This window comes from Flavobacterium sp. 20NA77.7, from assembly GCF_031326205.1.
In the GTDB taxonomy this organism is placed as follows: Bacteria; Bacteroidota; Bacteroidia; order Flavobacteriales; family Flavobacteriaceae; genus Flavobacterium; species Flavobacterium nakdongensis.
Genome location: NZ_CP133721.1, coordinates 1,054,099 through 1,072,350 on the forward strand (window position 1 = coordinate 1,054,099; position 18,252 = coordinate 1,072,350).

Genomic DNA, 18,252 nt, shown 5'->3' on the forward strand with positions numbered 1-18,252 from the left:
TTGTCTGTTTTTATAGTGTTTCCTATATCTTTATATTAAAGAATAGTTACTACAAAACAACTTCTTTATATTCTTTTTTAGATTTTATTAGAGCCAAATCAAATAATTGATTTTGTATGGCTTCAAATGTAAGTTTGTCTAATTTATTTTGTGACCAATGAGTGTGATGTAACCATGCTTGTACATCTTCAATTTTTAAATCATAACGTGTAGCTAATGTTCTATCAATACTGGGTATTTGTTTAAATTCTTCTGTAGTAGTATTAATAATATCAAGTATTTGATTCATTACAAACGCAGATTGAGATAAAAATTCATTTCGTCCTGCAATAACAAAACACGGCCACGGCGTAGGGAATTCTGCAACTCTATTGAAAATAGCTGTATCAACTAATGGTTTTGTCATAAATTTTTCCCACATGAAATAGGAAGCTTCTCCTTCTGACAACGCTTTGATAGCACCTTCAATGGTATTAACTACTTTAAATTTTAAGTTGGCAAGATCCCATCCTTTTGATTTTGCATGTATGAGACTCATTAAATGTGATCCTGAACCAAATCTACTAATAGCAATTACTTCATTTTCAAGTTCGTTAACAGAAGTGAAATTGGAATTAACCGAAGTATGTATACCCCAAATTAAAGGTGATTCGACATATTTTTGAAGTATGGAGCTTGGATTTTCATCAGAAATTGATTTAATAATTCCTTCGGAAAGTAAAATTGCTAAATCTACTTCACCTTCTTTTAACATCTCACACATTTTTCCAGTTCCTTCTGGTACATCAATCCATTGTAAATCTATACCAACTTCTTCAAATTCACCATTTTCAATACATAGGTGCCAAGGTAAATTGAAATGTTCTGGTACACCTGCTATTTTAACTGTTTTCATATTTTAGGTATAAGGTTTTGGGTAATGGCTTTAAGGATTTTGTGATTTACTTTTATATTTTTTACTTTCTAATTGCCACCATTTCCATGTAATGCCATCTTTATCGGGATAATCTTCCATGAAAACCATACCGCATTTACTTAAAACTCTATTTGAAGCTCCATTTTCAGCATGTGTATAGGCATTTATTATGTTTATGTTCATTTGATTAAAACCATAGTCTAACCAAAATTTAGTAGCTTCAGTAGCATAACCTTTGTTCCAATGATTTTCAGCTAAACGGTAACCATAATCATAAAAATTTGTATTTCCGTTTTCTACATGATCATTTACAAATTTGATTCCAGTCCAGCCAATGAATTCGCTTGTTTCTTTTAAAATTGTTGCAAAACGACCAATGCCATTTTCTTTATATTGTCTTTGAACATATTCAATAACTTTTAAGCTTTCGTCAATTTCAACTTCTGGTTTTTGCCAAAGATATCGATGCACATTTGGATTTTTATTCAATTCAAATAGTGCTTCTGCATCCGTTAATTCTAAGGGACGATAGAGTAGGCGTTCGCTTTCGAGTATTACATTCATTTATTTATTCAACTATTTTATTTAAAGTGTAAGCAATTAAATCATCTACAGCTTTGTAAGGATCTTCACTAAAAGTTCCAGTTGCACGATTAGCAATAATAGCATTTAACGATAAACAGTTGTGTCCTAATAATTTTCCTAAACCATAAATTGCACCTGTTTCCATTTCTAAATTTGTCATTCTAATTCCATTATAATTGAAACGATCCATTTTGTTGTTTAATTCTGAATCTTGAATTCCTAATCGTATCACGCGCCCTTGAGGCCCGTAAAAACCTCCAGCCGTTCCTGTAAATCCTTTAAAAACAGTACTGCTTTCAAACTTTTTTTCTAATAATTTACTACCTGAAATCACATAAGGTCGCCCTTTTTTCATGTCCCAATTCGTTTGCTGAATAAAAGCTTCTTCTATTTCGGTTTCCGAAATTGTATCAATTAAATAGGATCGAAGCATATTGTCTAATCCTAATCCATATTGGCTCATTACAATACTATCACAAGGAATATCAGCTTGCAATGATCCTGAAGTGCCAATACGAACGATACTCAATGAAGTCAATTCTTTTTTAATGGTTCTAGTATCTAAATCAACATTAACCAAGGCATCAAGTTCATTCATTACGATGTCAATATTATCTGGACCAATACCTGTTGAAATTACGGTTATTCGTTTGCCTTTGTATATTCCTGTTTGTGTTTTGAATTCACGTTTTTGTTTAGTACATTCAATACTGTCAAAATGTTTTGTAATCTTTTCCACACGATCTTGATCGCCAACGAAAATAATGTTTTGCGAAATATCTTCTGGGTGTAAATTTAAATGGTAAACACTACCATCTGGATTTATTATTAATTCTGATGCTGCTATCATTTGTTTTTTAGTTTAAAGTTTAGCTTCGCTCTGTTCGGATTCGCCTCGGGTCAGGTTTCAGCTTATTAACTTCGAACGGGAAACGTGAAACAAATTTATCCACCTACTCGTTTTGTTTTAAAGCCTTTATCTTGTAAAAATTTCATAATCTTGTCACGATAATCACCTTGAATGATGATTTCTCCATCTTTAAAAGAGCCTCCTACGGCTAGTTTACTTTTAATTTTTTTCGCTAGAATTTTAAAATCTTCGTCTTCACCTTCATAACCCGAAATTATAGTGGTAGGCTTTCCTTTTCTTTTTTCATATTTACAAAGAATGGGTTCTTTTTGAATAAATAATTCATGAGGTGTCTCATCTATTTGTTCAGGTTCATTGGAAATTTCATGATCTGGAAAAAGCTTTTTTAATTGTTCTTGTAAGTCCATATTTTAGCTCACGGATAAAACGGATTCGCTTTAAGCGAAGCGCGAATTAATACTGATTTTTTTTGTTCTTTCTTTTGTTTTCGTATATTTTTCTTTTGAATTCAGGTTTTTTTCCAAAATTCAATAATAAACCAATTTCGCAATCAGTTCCTCTTAAATAATTGATTAATTGATTTTCAAACTCATCAACAATATAATCGGCTGCTTTTAGTTCTAATATTATTATATCATTTACAATTATATCAGCATAATAATCGCCAACATTTTCTCCTTTGTAATAAACTTTAATTTTCTTATTAGGAATTGCTTCAAGTCCTTTATTTTTTAACTCAATTAGTAAGGCATTTTGATAAACTTTTTCAAGGAAACCATAACCTAATTCGTTGTAAACTTCGTAAAAAGTTTTTAAAATTAACGATGTTAAATCTTGATGTAATAAGTGCATATATTCTTTCTATATGGTTTAAATCTTTTTTCATCTGCGTTTTACGAAGTAAATCCGTTTCATTCGCGTGCTAATATGGCTTGTAAATCTAAATCTTTAAATAAAAATCCCAAATTCCAAAACATCCATAAAACAGACAAATTGGAACTTGGAATTTATTTTAATTGTTTATTATTTCTTTATCAATCCTAATTCAACTAATCGTTCATTTAAAAATTCACCCGCTGTAATGTCTTCATATAATTTCGGATTGTTTTCGTCAATACATTCTGGCAAACAATCTAATTTCATGTCGCTTACTGGGTGCATGAAGAAAGGAATCGAATATCTTGAAGTTCCCCATAATTCTCTAGGTGGATTTACCACTTGATGAATGGTTGACTTTAATTTATTATTGGTATGACGAGATAACATATCGCCAACGTTAATCATTAATTCATCAGGTTGTGCCATAGCGTCAATCCAATCACCATTATGATTTTGAACTTGTAACCCTTTACCTTGTGCGCCCATTAATAAAGTAATTAAATTAATATCGCCATGTGCTGCAGCTCTTACCGCACCATCTTTTGGTTCATCTGTAATAGGAGGGTAGTGTATTGGTCTTAAAATGCTATTTCCATCTTTAATGTATTTGTCAAAATAAAACTCATCTAAACCAATATATAAAGCTAAAGCTCTTAACACATATACACCTGTTTTTTCAAGCATTTGGTACGCTTCTTTACCTGTGTCATTGAAACTTGGTAATTCAGTAACAACAACATTTTCAGGATATTCTCCAGCCCATTTTGAATCGTCATTTACATACTGGCCAAAGTGCCAAAACTCTTTTAAATCTCCCGCAGAACGCCCTTTTGCATGCTCTTTACCGAAAGAAACATATCCTCTTTGACCTCCAATTCCTGGAATTTCGTACTTGGATTTAACTTCTAAAGGTAAATTGAAAAAATTTCGCACTTCGGCATATAAATTTTCAACTAATTGATCATCTAAAAAATGACCTTTTAATGCTACAAAGCCTATTTCTTCATAAGCTTTACCGATTTCATTTACAAATTTTTGTTTGCGTATCGGATCATCCGATAGGAAATCACGCAAGTCTACACTTGGAATTTTTTGCATTGAAATTAATTTTGTTAATAACTACAAAAGTTGTTACACCTTTGTTTTACAAATGTATTGAATTAATTTAAAATATAAAAGGGTATAGTTATTAACAATTATGAAAATCGACTAAACTCTTTTATAACAAAAGTTAACCAAAATGTTATTTTTTAGTAATTTTGAAAAAAATTAAAATACGTTGTGATGATTTTTGAGCGAAAGAATTTAAGTAATGAACAATTAATTGATTTATATAAAAAATTAATCAAGCCGAGATTAATTGAAGAAAAGATGCTCATCTTACTAAGACAAGGTAAAGTATCTAAGTGGTTTTCAGGAATTGGTCAAGAAGCTATTGCTGTGGGAATCACTGCTGCTTTAGATCAAGATGAATATATATTGCCTATGCATAGAAATTTAGGCGTGTTCACTACGCGAGAAATTCCGCTACATAAATTATTTTCACAATGGCAAGGCAAAAAATCAGGTTTTACAAAGGGTAGAGATAGAAGTTTTCATTTTGGCACACAAGAATATAAAATTATTGGCATGATTTCGCATTTAGGCCCTCAAATGGGAGTGGCTGACGGAATAGCATTAGCAAATAAATTGAAACAAAATGGAAAAGTAACAGCAGTATTTACTGGCGAAGGAGCTACTTCTGAAGGTGATTTTCATGAAGCTCTTAATATTGCTGCCGTTTGGGATTTACCTGTTTTATTTGTAATTGAAAATAATGGATATGGATTGTCTACTCCCACAAACGAACAATATCGATGTGAAAATTTAGCAGATAAAGGTGTAGGATATGGAATGGAAAGCCATATTGTTGATGGAAATAATATTTTAGAGGTATATCATAAAATCAATGAACTAAAAGTATCGTTAAAAGAAAAGCCAAGACCAATTTTACTTGAATTTAAAACGTTTAGAATGCGCGGTCATGAAGAGGCGAGTGGTACAAAATATGTTCCTCAAGAATTAATGGACGTATGGGCTGAAAAAGATCCAATAGAAAATTTCAAAAACTATTTACAGCTAACAAACGTACTATCTGATGAATTGGATGTTGAAATAAAAAATGCGATAAAAAAAGAAATAGACGAAAATTGGGCTATTACCCAAGCCGAACCTGAATTAGTTGCTTCTGTTGAAGAAGAATTAGGAGATGTTTATAAACCCTATACCTTTGAACACTTTGAACCTTCTGAAGATCAAAAATCAATTCGATTTATAGACGCAATAACTGAAGCTTTAAAAGAATCCATGCAACGCCATGATAATTTAGTTATTATGGGGCAAGATGTAGCTGAATATGGAGGTGCTTTTAAAATAACAGAAGGATTTGTAGAAAAATTTGGCAAAGAACGTGTTAGAAATACACCAATTTGTGAAAGCGCAGTGGTATCTGCTGCTAACGGTTTGTCAATTAATGGATTTAAAGCAATCGTAGAAATGCAATTTGCAGACTTTGTATCTACGGGTTTTAATCCAATTGTTAATTTATTAGCGAAACAACATTACCGTTGGGGTGAACAAGCAGATGTTGTTGTGCGTATGCCTTGTGGTGGCGGAACACAAGCAGGGCCTTTTCATTCACAAACAAATGAGGCTTGGTTTACTAAAACTCCCGGGCTAAAAGTGGTATATCCTGCTTTTCCTTATGATGCAAAAGGCTTGTTAAATACAGCGATTAATGATCCAAATCCTGTTATGTATTTTGAACATAAACAATTGTACAGAAGCATTAATCAAGAAGTACCTACAAATTATTATACTATTCCATTTGGGAAAGCAAGTTTATTAAAAGAAGGAAATGATGTCACTGTTATTTCGTTTGGTGCTGGTGTGCATTGGGCACTTGAAGTCCTTAATAAAAACGTTTCAATTAAAGCTGATTTACTCGATTTAAGAAGTTTACAACCTTTAGATTGGGAAGCAATTTATGCATCTGTTAAAAAGACAAATAAAGTTATCATTTTGCAAGAAGATACATTGTTTGGAGGTATTGCAAGCGATATTGCGGCTACTATAATGGAAAATTGTTTTGAGTATTTAGACGCACCTGTTAAAAGAGTAGGGAGTTTAGAAAGCGCTATACCATTTATGAAAGTATTAGAAGATCAATATTTACCAAAAGCACGATTTGAATCTGAATTACTTGCGTTAGTAAACTATTAATCCTATACATCGAATACTTGAAATGAAAAATTTAGACATTTGTTAAAATGTTTAAAAAAATACTATATTCATAATAATTCATCATTTTTTTTTAATTTAATAAAATTTAAAGAAATAAAAAATATGAATATTATTTTTATATATTTGCTAAAATAATATATTTATGCAAATTATATATATATGGATATTTTAAGTTGCCCAAAATGCCAAAACAACAATATTGTTAAAAGCGGTATTATCAAAGAAAGACAAAGATTTTTGTGTAAATCTTGCAATTACTATTTCACAGTTAACAAGTTAGGAAAGAAGATAGATGATTACTACGTTACTAAAGCGTTGCAGTTATATCTTGAAGGTTTAAGTTTTAGAGAAATAGAACGTATTATAGGTGTTTCTCATGTTTCTATTAGTAACTGGGTGAAAGAATTTAAAATAAAAAAACCACCACACCCTAATTACCATCCAACCTATAAAATATTTAACCATTTAGAGTTAGTGGAATTCTTAAAAAACAAAGAAAGGTTGTCTGGTGCAGGTATGATTATTACTGAATTAGGTGATAAATTCATGCTCATTAAATGGGAACGATTTAAAGATTAACTATAGTAGTTAACAAAAATATATATTACAATTTTTTTCATACTATTTTTTTTAGAATTTGGTCGAACAAAATCAAATTACTAATCAATTATTTGAAATTATGAAAAAAATTTTAATGTACTGTTTTTTAGCAGCTTCATTTACAGGGGTTGCACAAACAACCACTACTACAACTGCTGCGCCTCCTGCAGCGAAAGAATGGGATGTTAGCCTTTATGGTTTCATCAGAACAGATTATATTTGGGACACTAGAAAATCTGCTCAAGTAAGAGAATACAACCTTAATTTATATCCTCTAGATGTTGCACTAGATGCAAATGGAAAAGATATGAATGCTGTTGGGCAATCAAATTTCTTATCGGTTGTTTCTAGATTAGGTGTAAAAGTAAAAGGTCCAGACGTATGGGGTGCTAAAATGAGCGGAACATTAGAAGGTGATTTTTTCGGAAATACAGAATCTTCTATTGGATTACTTCGATTAAGACATGCTTATGTTTCTATGGATTGGTCTAAAACATCTTTAACGATGGGGCAAACTTGGTATCCAACTTTTATTCCTGAAGTATTTCCTGGAGTAGCAAACTTTAGTACTGGAATTATGTTTAACCCTTTCGGTTGGGCATCTCAAGTTAAATTAAAACAAAACTTCACAAAAGAATTCTCATTTGCATTTACAGCTTATAAAGAAAGAGAATTTACAACTACAGGACCTGGTACTCAAAATGCAGCTTCAATTAACTCATCCATTCCAAGCTTAAATGGGGTATTTCAATTTAAAGGTAAAAATCTTTTACTTGGTGCAGGTTTAGAATATAAATCATTACAGCCTCTAACTCAAAATGCAACTAATACTTTGGTAACAACTGAAAAAGTGAATAGTTCTACTTTATTTGGATATGCAAAATATGCAAATGATAAATTCTCTATTAAAGCTTACGGAATTTCAGGTGGAAATTTATACAATTTAGTAATGTTAGGAGGATTTACAGCTTCAACAACTAATGGTATTCAAACATATGATCCTACAAAAACAACTTCATTTTGGGTAGATATTGCTAGTAATGGTAAATCAGTAGCGCCAGGTTTATTCTTTGGAACTACAAAAAACAACGGTTCTGACAAAGCGGGTTCTGTTGCATATATAAGAGGTATTAACACTACGGGTTCAAGAGTTGTTGATAATGTATGGAGAGTTTCTGGAAGAGTTGATTTCAAAAAGAACAAATTTAGAGTTACACCAGAGTTAGAATTAACAAGTGCAACTTGGGGAGATGCTGATGCATATGGTAAAGCAACTACAAACTTAAAAGACGTGAGTAATTTTAGAGCGATGGTTTCTTGTGTTTACTCATTTTAATTATTAATAAACTAAAAACTAAATAAATTATGAGCGACAAAAAAACAACAGGGATTTGGAAAGTAATTTCTGCATCCTCAATGGGTACAATGATCGAGTGGTATGACTTCTATATTTTTGGAAGTTTAGCTGTGGTATTAGCGGATAAATTTTTTCCAAAAGACAATCCAACAGCGGCATTTTTATCAACTTTAGCAACATTTGCTGCAGGTTTCGTTGTGAGACCATTCGGAGCATTATTCTTCGGAAGATTAGGTGACTTAATTGGGCGTAAATATACGTTCATGGTAACTTTACTATTAATGGGTGGAGCTACTTTCTTGATTGGCTGTATTCCTAGCTATGAAACAATTGGATTCTTAGCACCTTTATTAGTATTAGTATTAAGGTTATTACAAGGATTAGCTCTTGGAGGTGAATATGGTGGTGCTGCTACATACGTTGCCGAACACGCGCCTAAAGGTGAAAAAGGATATTGGACAGCATGGATTCAAACAACAGCTACTGTTGGTTTATTCATTTCATTAATGGTAATTTTATTAACTAAAACAGTTTTATCAAAAGAATCTTTTGATGAGTGGGGTTGGAGAGTACCATTTTGGGTTTCAATTTTAATGGTATATGTATCTGTTTTAATTAGAAAAAACATGCATGAATCTCCTGAATTTGCAAAAGCAAAAGCAGAAGGAAAAACAGCAACAAACCCATTAAAAGAAAGCTTTGGTAACAAATACAACTTAAAATTTGTTTTATTAGCCTTATTTGGTGCTACAATGGGACAAGGTGTAGTTTGGTACACTGGACAATTCTACGCTATGAACTTCTTAAAAACAGTTCAATGTATTGATGCTACACAAGTAGATACTTTATTAGGTATTGCTTTAGTTTTAGGTACGCCATTCTTTATCTTCTTTGGTTGGTTAAGTGATAAAGTAGGTAGAAAAGTAATTATGATGGGAGGTATGTTAGTTGCTATATTATTATACAGACCTATTTACAAACAAATGTATCAAACTACAGATTTAGCTTTAAAAACTGAAATCGTTGAAAAAACTAAAATGGTTCCTTCAATGAAAGAAGTAGAAGGGACTAAAATTGACTCTATTTACACAACTACAAAAGAATTTACGGACGGTACAACTGTGGAAGAAATTAAAACAATCCACATGGAAGATGGCAAAGTGATGCTTGACGATAAAGGAAAAGATAAAATTGAAAATAAGGTAACTAAGAAAATCAACAGATCAGATATGACATTCTTAATTTTCTTAATCTTTATCCAAGTTATTTTTGTAACTATGGTTTATGGGCCAATTGCTGCGTTCTTAGTAGAAATGTTCCCAGTAAAAATTAGATATACATCCATGTCGTTACCATATCACGTAGGAAATGGTATATTTGGTGGATTATTGCCAGCTATTTCAACTTATTTTGTTACAAATGCAAAAGATGCGGGTAACCCAGAATTCTACTTAGAAGGACTTTGGTATCCAATTATTATTGCAGGTGTTTCATTTGTAATTGGAATGATATATATTGATAGAAAAATTAACACGTTACACGAATAATATTATACATTATGAACTCAATTAAAAAATATTTAGGAATAGTATGGATTCTATTAGCTGTAGCTGTAGCATACTATAGTATCGATATCTTTGGAGGAAAATTAACTTCAGGAAAACAAGAAGATTTAGTATTCGGAATTATTATTTTCTTTGTCTTATTGCCTTTAGTAGTATCAGGATTGTTAATCTTTGGCTACTATGCTGTAACAGATGAATATGAAGATTAATTCTTTAGCATAAAATCTAAGTTAAAGCCCTTACTGTGTAAGGGCTTTTTTTAGCTATAATAAATTAGCAAATTCAATTTTAGTGTTTCGGAAAAATAACTTATTTTTAGGGAAATTAATTTTACTAAAACCTAGCATTTGGAAAGATGAAAAAAAGACACCAGCAAAAATTGATTGTTTTATCTTTTATTCTATTAATAGGGTTTAATTTGCCTATCTTATTATTATTTGACAAAGGCGGTTTTGTATTTGGCATGCCCGTTATTTATTTATATATCCTTTCTATTTGGTTGTTTTCAATTATTTTGTCTTATGTAATCTTAAAACGATATTATGAATAGTTTTATTCTTATATTAATATTGCTAGCCTATTTAGGTTTTTTGTTTTATGTAGCACATTGGGCTGAAAAAAAGGCAAATATCAAATGGATTAATAATCCGTATGTGTATTCTTTGTCTTTGGCTGTGTATTGCACGGCATGGACCTATTACGGTAGTATAGGTGTAGCAGCAAAATCTGGATTAGGTTATTTACCCATATATTTAGGGCCAGTAATTGTTATACCTGCATGGATTATTATATTAAAAAAAATTATACGTATTTCAAGAGCTAATAAAATATCGAGTGTAGCCGATTTTATTTCGCTTCGATATGGAAATAGTAGATTTTTAGGCGCTATTGTAACAGTGGTATGTTTAATAGGAATATTGCCTTATATTGCTCTACAACTTAAAGCCATTTCAGAAACTTTTCATATCGTTTCTGAAACAGAAACAAGCAAAAATATATTCGATGACACCACTACATATGTGGCTATTGCTTTGGCAATGTTTGCCTCTTACTACGGTTCTAGATATGTAGATGCATCTGAAAAACGAAAAGGAATTGTTACCGCAGTAGCTACAGAGAGTGTATTGAAATTATTTTTTTTCATTTTAATCGGAATATATGTGACCTATTATGTTTTTGATGGGTTTGATGATATCTACACTAAAGCCTCATTATTACCCAAGTTTGCTGAAAAAAACAAAATTGGAGGCTTATCTGAAGGCATGAATTGGTTCTTTTTATGTGTTTTATCCCTATTTTCCATTTTCTTATTACCTAGACAATTTCAAGTTTCTGTGGTAGAAAATAACAGAGAACGACATTTAAAAACAGCTATTTGGTTATTCCCTTTATATTTATTGCTAATTAATATTTTTGTTTATCCTATTGCGTGGGGAGGTAATATTTTATTTAAAAACACGAATGTAAACGCAGATACTTATTCGCTACTTATACCCCAACTGTTTAATAATCAAGTGCTAACTGTACTTGTTTTTTTAGGTGGATTTTCGGCAGCTATCTCCATGATTATTGTAGCTTGTATTAGCTTATCTACAATGTTAAGTAACAACTTATTAATCCCGTATACTTTTCTTGGTAAGTTGAGTAGTGAAGATCAATCAATCAATAATCAGAAGATTATAAACATTAGAAAAGTGGGCATTTTTATTTTAATTATTCTCTCTTATTTAATTTATCGTTTTTTTGCCCTTGATTATAGTTTAGTTTCTATTGGCTTAATTTCATTTGTTATTATTGCACAATTGGCACCTGCTTTTTTTGGTGCAATATTTTGGAGAAGAGGGTCGCGTCAAGGTGCTATTTGGGGAATTATTATAGGCTTTATTATTTGTACATATACCTTACTCATTCCTTATGCCATAGGTCTTTCAGTTAAAGGAAATACATTTATCAATGATGGACTATTTGGCTGCTCGTTTTTAAAACCATTTCAATTATTTGGCTTAGATTATTTGCAACCTGTACCACATGCTTTTTTTTGGAGTATGTTATTTAACGCTGTCGTTTATTTTGGTGTATCGGTAAGTTTTAAAGGCAATTATCGCGAACGTAATTATGCCGAAATGTATATTGACATTGATAAATATAGTACAAATCATGAAAGTGCTTTTGTGTGGAAAGGAACAGCATATACAAGTGATATTGAAGAAGTTTTAGTAAAGTTTTTAGGAAAAGAGCGTACGAAAAGGGCAATGACCATTTTTAATTTAAAATATAAAGTAGATGCAGATGCAGAATTAGCAGATGCTCGTTTGGTTAAATTTGCTGAAAATTTATTAACAGGACATATTGGTACGGCTTCGGCAAAAATTTTAATATCAAGCGTGGTTCAAGAAGAAAAAGTTACTTTGAATGAAGTTTTAAAAATTTTAGAAGAATCAAATGAAAATATTCTAATCAATAAAAAATTAACTGAAACGTCAAATGAATTAAAAAAGATGACAAGTAAGTTGCAAGAAGCCAACGAAACACTAGTAGTAAAAGACAAACAAAAAGACGAATTTTTAGATACGGTTACGCACGAATTAAGAACTCCTATTACAGCTATTAGAGCGGCAAGTGAAATACTTTTTGAAGATGATGAAATACCTGAGGAAATGAAAAAACAATTTCTTCAAAATATCATATCAGAATCAGATAGATTGAATAGATTGATAGATAAAATTCTCGATTTAGAAAAATTTGAAACAGGTAAACAAACCATTTATCCAAGTAGAAATAATTTGTATGAAACCATAGATAAAACCATAGAACCGCTTCAACAATTAATTCGAAATAAAAACATTACAGTATATCTAGAAAACACAAAAGATTGTTATGCTTATTATGACGAAGATCGTATCATTCAAGTCATTACTAATTTAATTTCAAATTCTATTAAATTTTGCCCTGAAGAAAATGGATTAATTACCGTGCAAGTAATTGATAAAGGGGGTTTTGTATTAACTTCCATCCAAGACAACGGCAAAGGCATACATAAAAAAGATTTTGAAGCCATATTTGATAAATTTTATCAATCTGATAATCAAAATATAAAAAAACCAGTGGGAAGTGGGTTAGGACTAGCCATTACGAAACAAATTATTGAACACCACAAAGGAAAAATTTGGGTAGAAAATTGTGAATCGGGAGGCGCCTGTTTTTATTTCACGTTACCTAAAAAAGAGTAGAAATTAGCTATTAAAATTTTACATATGAAAAAGATACTAATTGTTGATGATGAACCAAATATCATTATGTCATTAGAATATACTTTTAAGAAAAGTAACTTCAAAGTATTTATTGCCAGAGATGGACAAGAAGCATTAGATATTCTAGAAACAGAAACACCTGATGCTATTATATTAGATGTAATGATGCCAAATGTTGATGGGTATGCTACAATAACCCAGATTAAGAAAAATGAAAAGTTAACTCATACTAAAATCGTTTTCTTATCAGCAAAAAATAAAGAAAGTGATATTGAAAAAGGATTGAGTTTAGGAGCAAATGCCTATATGACAAAACCCTTTTCAATAAAAAAGCTAGTTGAAAAAATTAATGAATTACTTGAAAAATAATATTTTTAAATGAATTATAACGAACTCTATACACAAAGTCTTTCAAACTCTGAAACCTTTTGGAAAGAACAAGCTCATGCCTTAGAATGGTTTTCAAGACCAACTACTATTGTTTCAAAAAACAGCAATAATTATCCCGTTTGGTTTGAAGATGGCGAATTAAATATTTGTTATTTAGCTATTGACAAACATATACAAGACGGTTTTGGAGATGAAATTGCTCTCATTTATGATTCTCCTGTTACACAAACGATAAAAAGATATACGTTTAGTGAGGTTAAATCAGAAGTTGCTAAACTAGCTGGCGGATTAGTTTCTTTAGGATTAACAAAAGGAGACACCGCCGTAATTTATATGCCTATGATTCCACAAGCTGCCTTTGCCATGTTGGCCTGTGCAAGAATTGGTGTAACACATTCAGTAGTTTTTGGTGGTTTTGCACCTCATGAATTAGCTATCCGAATAGATGATTGTAAACCAAAGGTAATACTAACGGCATCTTCTGGAATTGAAATTGAACGTTTAATCGCCTATAAACCATTGGTTGATGAAGCTATCGAATTAGCCAATCACAAACCACAAAATGTTGTTATTTTAAATCGAAAATTAGGCGCAAAAATACCATTTAAAAAATACGACATCGATTATGATGCATTAGTCTATGGGTCAGAAGAAGTTTCTTGTGTACCTGTTGCTTCAACACATCCTTTATACATTTTATATACTTCTGGAACCACAGGAAAACCAAAAGGAATAGTACGCGATACAGGAGGATATGCCACAGCATTAAAATTTTCAATGCAACACATATATGGCGCTCAACCCGGTGAGGTTTTTTGGGCAGCTTCCGATGTGGGGTGGGTAGTAGGACATAGCTATATTGTGTATGGACCTTTATTAAACCGAAATACAACTATCGTTTTTGAAGGTAAACCTATAAAAACTCCAGATGCTTCTACATTTTGGCGCATTATTGCTGAACACCAAGTGCGTGTTATGTTTACAGCTCCTACAGCTATTAGAGCTATTAAAAAAGAAGATCCTAACGGTGATTTTATTAAACAATATGATTTATCTTGTTTGAAAACGCAATTTTTAGCAGGCGAACGTTGTGATGTAGCGACTTTAGAATGGTATAACGAACATATACCTGTTCCTGCTATTGACCATTGGTGGCAAACTGAATCGGGTTGGCCAATGATTGCTAATATGATGGGGGTAGAATACTTACCTGTAAAACCAGGTTCTGCAGGTAAAGCTGTGACAGGATATGATATACGAATATTTGGTGAAAACGGTAAAGAATTAGGTCCAAATGAAGAAGGATACGTAGTGATAAAATTACCTTTACCACCAGGCACATTAATGGATTTATGGAATGATAGTGAACGTTTCAAAGCGGGTTATTTAACTAAATTTGATGGCTATTATTTTTCTGGTGATGGTGGATATAAAGATGATGAAGGCTATATCTATATAACGGGTAGGGTCGATGATGTAATCAATGTGGCGGGTCACAGACTATCAACCGCAGAAATGGAAGAAATTGTAGCATCACATCAAGCGGTTGCAGAATGTGCTGTTGTAGGAGCAAATGATGATTTGAAAGGTCAAATTCCATTAGCATTTGTGGTAACTAAAGCAGGTATAGAGATGGAACACTTTCTACTTGAACAAGAAATTGTAAAATTAGTCCGTGAACAAATAGGTGCTGTGGCAAGTTTGCGAAATGTAGTAATTGTGCAGCGTTTACCAAAAACACGTTCGGGTAAAATTTTGAGAAAACTTATTCGAAGTATTGCTGATCAAACGGAATTTCAAATCCCTTCAACTATTGATGATGAGGCTATTATAGAAGAAATTTCTAATAGTCTAGCCTTATACGGATATTTTAAAAAATAAATAAAAACGTTAGTCGGAAGGAGTAATACATTTTTCCATGTATATCAATTTAGTGCAATTTTTAAAAAAGCAATGTTTTCTTTCCTTATATTTACACTATTAAAAAAAATTAACAAAATGAGTTATTATAAAGTTAAAGATTTAGAAAATTACTTCAAAATGTATAAAAAGTCGGTACGCGAACCAAGAAAATTTTGGGATCGTATTGCTGATGAAAATTTTGTATGGTACCAAAAATGGGATAAAGTTTTTGAAGTTGACATGCAAGAAGCACAATTTAAGTGGTTTTTAAATGCAAAAGTTAATATTACAAAAAACTGTATAGATAGACATTTAGCAAAAAGAGGAGATAAAACGGCTATCATTTTTGAACCTAATAATCCTGGTGAGCCTGCACAACATATAAGTTACAATGAATTATATGTTCGCGTTTCAAAAATGGCTAATGTTTTACGTGAATTAGGAATTAAAAAAGGAGATAGAGTGTGCATTTATCTTCCAATGATTCCAGATTTAGCCGTTGCAGTTTTAGCTTGTGCTAGAATTGGCGCTATTCACTCGGTTGTATTTGCTGGTTTTTCCGCTGGAGCATTAGAAGCACGTATTAATGATAGTGATTGTAAAATGGTAATTACTTCTGATGGAGGATATAGAGGAGATAAAACCATTAATTTAAAAGGAATTGTTGACGAAGCACTTGAAAAATGCCCTTGTGTAGAACAAGTTCTTGTGGTTAAACGAACAAATGAAGAAGTAGCCATGAAAGAAGGAAGAGACATTTGGGCTCAACCTTTATTAGAAAAGGCTTTAGATAATAATGTAGCAGAAATAATGGACGCAGAAGATCCGTTATTTATTTTGTATACCTCTGGTTCAACAGGTAAACCAAAAGGAATGGTACATACCACTGCTGGATATATGGTTTATACAGCTTACACATTTAAAAATGTATTTAATTACGAAGAAAATGACGTGTATTGGTGTACAGCAGATATTGGTTGGATTACAGGACACTCTTATATTTTATACGGACCCTTATTAAATGGTGCAACAACCGTAATTTTTGAAGGTGTACCTTCTTATCCAGATTTTAGTCGTTTCTGGGAAGTAATTGAAAAACATAATGTAAATCAATTCTATACAGCCCCAACAGCCATTAGAGCTTTGGCAAAAGAAAGTTTAGATTATGTGCAAAAATTCCCTTTGAGTAGTTTAAAAGTGATTGGATCTGTAGGAGAGCCTATTAATGAAGAGGCATGGCATTGGTATAATGACCATGTAGGAGGAAAAAGATGTCCTGTTGTGGATACATGGTGGCAAACGGAAACAGGTGGAATTATGATTTCTCCATTACCGTTTATTACTCCAACAAAGCCTACGTATGCCTCATTACCATTGCCAGGAATTCAACCTGTTTTAATGGACGAACTAAGAAATGAAATAGAAGGCAATCAAGTTACGGGTAGTTTGTGTATTAAATTCCCTTGGCCGTCAATTGCTAGAACAATATGGGGTGACCATCAACGTTATAAAGAAACTTATTTTACCGCTTTTCCAGGTAAGTATTTTACAGGAGATGGTGCATTAAGAGATGAAGTGGGGTATTATAGAATTACAGGAAGGGTAGATGATGTTATTATTGTTTCTGGACATAATTTGGGTACAGCACCAATTGAAGACTCTATCAATGAGCATCCAGCAGTGGCAGAAAGTGCTATTGTAGGTTTCCCACATGATATTAAAGGAAATGCTTTATATGGTTATGTAATTTTAAAAGAAAGTGGTGAGAGCAGAAACCATGATAATTTAAGAAAAGAAATTAATCAATTAATTTCTGATCAAGTTGGACCAATTGCAAAATTAGATAAAATACAATTTGTAAGTGGTTTGCCTAAAACACGATCTGGTAAAATTATGAGAAGAATATTAAGAAAAATTGCTGAAGGGGATTATTCAAACTTTGGCGACATATCGACATTACTAAATCCTGAAATTGTTGAAGAAATAAAAGAAGGAAAAATTTAGTTTTATTTTTTATTGGTTATGTTAAAAAAAGCCTATTTCATTGAGATAGGCTTTTTTTATTACTGAATACCTAATTTTTCTTTCAGTTTTAAAAATAAAATGGCAATAGAATACGCATCATCAGACACTGAATTACGCTCACTTATTGAAATTTTTAACTGTTTGCTCATGTCTTCAAGTGAATAGGGCGTATCATTCGTGTCAACCCATTTATTAAACATGGCTTCAATATCAAATGCTTCATTTTTTAGTTTACCTAGTTTCATTCTATGCAAGCATTCGTTTATCATTTCAATATCAAAATTTATACGATGCCCTATAAGAACCGCATTATCCAAATAACCTAATAAATTAATTAGGGCTTGTTCTTCTGAGAGTTTATCAAATTTGCTAACGGTAATAAACTCGTTTGCTAATTCATCTGTTTTTTCTTTTCCATGCTGAATGAATAGCTCAAAAGAATCTTTAATTAGAATTCTATTACCTACAACAGAAGTAGCGGCAATGCCCATAATAACATCTTTTTCAGTATCTAACCCTGATGTTTCCATACTAATAACTACATATTTAGTAGCTTTTCTTTTGAAAGAATCATTGTATTTTTTCCAAAATTCAGGATATTCTTTATTAAATAAATTGGTTAGCATAAC

17 protein-coding genes are annotated in these 18,252 nt (G+C 31.7%); 10 read left to right on the forward strand and 7 right to left on the reverse strand.

The genetic code is table 11. The annotated features are described in order from the left end of the window. Positions 1-49 precede the first annotated feature (49 nt). From RF683_RS04680 to RF683_RS04705, 6 genes are all read right to left on the reverse strand, one after another. Entirely contained in the window at positions 50-895 is an 846-nt protein-coding gene (locus RF683_RS04680; RefSeq protein ID WP_309533034.1) for a substrate-binding domain-containing protein, read from the reverse strand. Between the two features lie 30 nt (positions 896-925). Beyond that, complete coding sequence (locus RF683_RS04685; protein ID WP_309533035.1) at positions 926-1,480, reverse strand: GNAT family N-acetyltransferase; 555 nt, start codon at positions 1,478-1,480, stop codon at positions 926-928. A gap of 4 nt (positions 1,481-1,484) precedes the next feature. Next, entirely contained in the window at positions 1,485-2,351 is an 867-nt protein-coding gene (locus RF683_RS04690; protein WP_309533036.1) for a nucleoside phosphorylase, read from the reverse strand. 95 nt (positions 2,352-2,446) lie between these two features. Then, positions 2,447-2,779 (reverse strand): translation initiation factor, encoded by a 333-nt coding sequence (locus RF683_RS04695; RefSeq protein WP_309533037.1) that lies wholly within the window; start codon positions 2,777-2,779, stop codon positions 2,447-2,449. A 46-nt stretch (positions 2,780-2,825) separates the two neighbouring features. Then, positions 2,826-3,224 carry a GxxExxY protein gene (locus RF683_RS04700; protein ID WP_309533038.1) on the reverse strand — a complete coding sequence of 133 codons (399 nt, stop codon included), beginning with the start codon at positions 3,222-3,224 and terminating at the stop codon, positions 2,826-2,828. Between the two features lie 171 nt (positions 3,225-3,395). Further along, positions 3,396-4,349, reverse strand: coding sequence for an isopenicillin N synthase family dioxygenase (locus RF683_RS04705; RefSeq protein ID WP_309533039.1), 954 nt, complete (start codon positions 4,347-4,349; stop codon positions 3,396-3,398). A 186-nt stretch (positions 4,350-4,535) separates the two neighbouring features. Here RF683_RS04705 and RF683_RS04710 point away from each other — a divergent pair, with 186 nt between their 5' ends. The 10 genes from RF683_RS04710 (at position 4,536) to acs (ending at position 17,602) form a co-directional block, all read left to right on the forward strand. Then, positions 4,536-6,512, forward strand: a complete 1,977-nt coding sequence (locus tag RF683_RS04710) for an alpha-ketoacid dehydrogenase subunit alpha/beta (protein ID WP_309533040.1) — start codon at positions 4,536-4,538, stop codon at positions 6,510-6,512. 180 nt (positions 6,513-6,692) lie between these two features. Continuing rightward, a complete protein-coding gene (locus RF683_RS04715) occupies positions 6,693-7,112 on the forward strand; it encodes an IS1/IS1595 family N-terminal zinc-binding domain-containing protein (RefSeq protein WP_309533041.1) in 420 nt (139 codons plus the stop codon). 100 nt (positions 7,113-7,212) lie between these two features. Continuing rightward, positions 7,213-8,469, forward strand: coding sequence for a DcaP family trimeric outer membrane transporter (locus RF683_RS04720; RefSeq protein ID WP_309533042.1), 1,257 nt, complete (start codon positions 7,213-7,215; stop codon positions 8,467-8,469). Positions 8,470-8,498: 29 nt separating this feature from the next. Beyond that, positions 8,499-10,037, forward strand: a complete 1,539-nt coding sequence (locus RF683_RS04725; RefSeq protein WP_309533043.1) for an MFS transporter — start codon at positions 8,499-8,501, stop codon at positions 10,035-10,037. A gap of 11 nt (positions 10,038-10,048) precedes the next feature. Next, entirely contained in the window at positions 10,049-10,264 is a 216-nt protein-coding gene (locus RF683_RS04730; RefSeq protein WP_309533044.1) for a DUF6814 family protein, read from the forward strand. Between the two features lie 146 nt (positions 10,265-10,410). After that, positions 10,411-10,605, forward strand: a complete 195-nt coding sequence (locus RF683_RS04735; RefSeq protein ID WP_309533045.1) for a hypothetical protein — start codon at positions 10,411-10,413, stop codon at positions 10,603-10,605. Then, positions 10,598-13,285, forward strand: coding sequence for a sodium:solute symporter family transporter (locus tag RF683_RS04740; protein ID WP_309533046.1), 2,688 nt, complete (start codon positions 10,598-10,600; stop codon positions 13,283-13,285). The genes RF683_RS04735 and RF683_RS04740 overlap by 8 nt, the downstream gene beginning before the upstream one ends. A 24-nt stretch (positions 13,286-13,309) precedes the next feature. Continuing rightward, positions 13,310-13,675 carry a response regulator transcription factor gene (locus tag RF683_RS04745; RefSeq protein ID WP_309533047.1) on the forward strand — a complete coding sequence of 122 codons (366 nt, stop codon included), beginning with the start codon at positions 13,310-13,312 and terminating at the stop codon, positions 13,673-13,675. A 9-nt stretch (positions 13,676-13,684) separates the two neighbouring features. Further along, a complete protein-coding gene (locus RF683_RS04750; RefSeq protein WP_309533048.1) occupies positions 13,685-15,577 on the forward strand; it encodes an acetate--CoA ligase in 1,893 nt (630 codons plus the stop codon). A gap of 117 nt (positions 15,578-15,694) precedes the next feature. Then, positions 15,695-17,602 (forward strand): acetate--CoA ligase, encoded by a 1,908-nt coding sequence (gene acs / locus RF683_RS04755; protein ID WP_309533049.1) that lies wholly within the window; start codon positions 15,695-15,697, stop codon positions 17,600-17,602. A 59-nt stretch (positions 17,603-17,661) separates the two neighbouring features. Here the strand turns inward: acs and RF683_RS04760 are convergent, their stop codons facing one another. Continuing rightward, positions 17,662-18,249 carry a 3'-5' exonuclease gene (locus RF683_RS04760; RefSeq protein WP_309533050.1) on the reverse strand — a complete coding sequence of 196 codons (588 nt, stop codon included), beginning with the start codon at positions 18,247-18,249 and terminating at the stop codon, positions 17,662-17,664. Positions 18,250-18,252: the final 3 nt, after the last annotated feature.

What these genes read in the sequence shown, in the direction of transcription:
- RF683_RS04680 (WP_309533034.1), bottom strand. Translation starts at nt 895, where the DNA reads ATGAAAACAGTTAAAATAGCAGGTGTACCAGAACATTTCAATTTACCT.
- RF683_RS04685 (WP_309533035.1), bottom strand. Translation starts at nt 1,480, where the DNA reads ATGAATGTAATACTCGAAAGCGAACGCCTACTCTATCGTCCCTTAGAA.
- RF683_RS04690 (WP_309533036.1), bottom strand. Translation starts at nt 2,351, where the DNA reads ATGATAGCAGCATCAGAATTAATAATAAATCCAGATGGTAGTGTTTAC.
- RF683_RS04695 (WP_309533037.1), bottom strand. Translation starts at nt 2,779, where the DNA reads ATGGACTTACAAGAACAATTAAAAAAGCTTTTTCCAGATCATGAAATT.
- RF683_RS04700 (WP_309533038.1), bottom strand. Translation starts at nt 3,224, where the DNA reads ATGCACTTATTACATCAAGATTTAACATCGTTAATTTTAAAAACTTTT.
- RF683_RS04705 (WP_309533039.1), bottom strand. Translation starts at nt 4,349, where the DNA reads ATGCAAAAAATTCCAAGTGTAGACTTGCGTGATTTCCTATCGGATGAT.
- RF683_RS04710 (WP_309533040.1), top strand. Translation starts at nt 4,536, where the DNA reads ATGATTTTTGAGCGAAAGAATTTAAGTAATGAACAATTAATTGATTTA.
- RF683_RS04715 (WP_309533041.1), top strand. Translation starts at nt 6,693, where the DNA reads ATGGATATTTTAAGTTGCCCAAAATGCCAAAACAACAATATTGTTAAA.
- RF683_RS04720 (WP_309533042.1), top strand. Translation starts at nt 7,213, where the DNA reads ATGAAAAAAATTTTAATGTACTGTTTTTTAGCAGCTTCATTTACAGGG.
- RF683_RS04725 (WP_309533043.1), top strand. Translation starts at nt 8,499, where the DNA reads ATGAGCGACAAAAAAACAACAGGGATTTGGAAAGTAATTTCTGCATCC.
- RF683_RS04730 (WP_309533044.1), top strand. Translation starts at nt 10,049, where the DNA reads ATGAACTCAATTAAAAAATATTTAGGAATAGTATGGATTCTATTAGCT.
- RF683_RS04735 (WP_309533045.1), top strand. Translation starts at nt 10,411, where the DNA reads ATGAAAAAAAGACACCAGCAAAAATTGATTGTTTTATCTTTTATTCTA.
- RF683_RS04740 (WP_309533046.1), top strand. Translation starts at nt 10,598, where the DNA reads ATGAATAGTTTTATTCTTATATTAATATTGCTAGCCTATTTAGGTTTT.
- RF683_RS04745 (WP_309533047.1), top strand. Translation starts at nt 13,310, where the DNA reads ATGAAAAAGATACTAATTGTTGATGATGAACCAAATATCATTATGTCA.
- RF683_RS04750 (WP_309533048.1), top strand. Translation starts at nt 13,685, where the DNA reads ATGAATTATAACGAACTCTATACACAAAGTCTTTCAAACTCTGAAACC.
- acs (WP_309533049.1), top strand. Translation starts at nt 15,695, where the DNA reads ATGAGTTATTATAAAGTTAAAGATTTAGAAAATTACTTCAAAATGTAT.
- RF683_RS04760 (WP_309533050.1), bottom strand. Translation starts at nt 18,249, where the DNA reads ATGCTAACCAATTTATTTAATAAAGAATATCCTGAATTTTGGAAAAAA.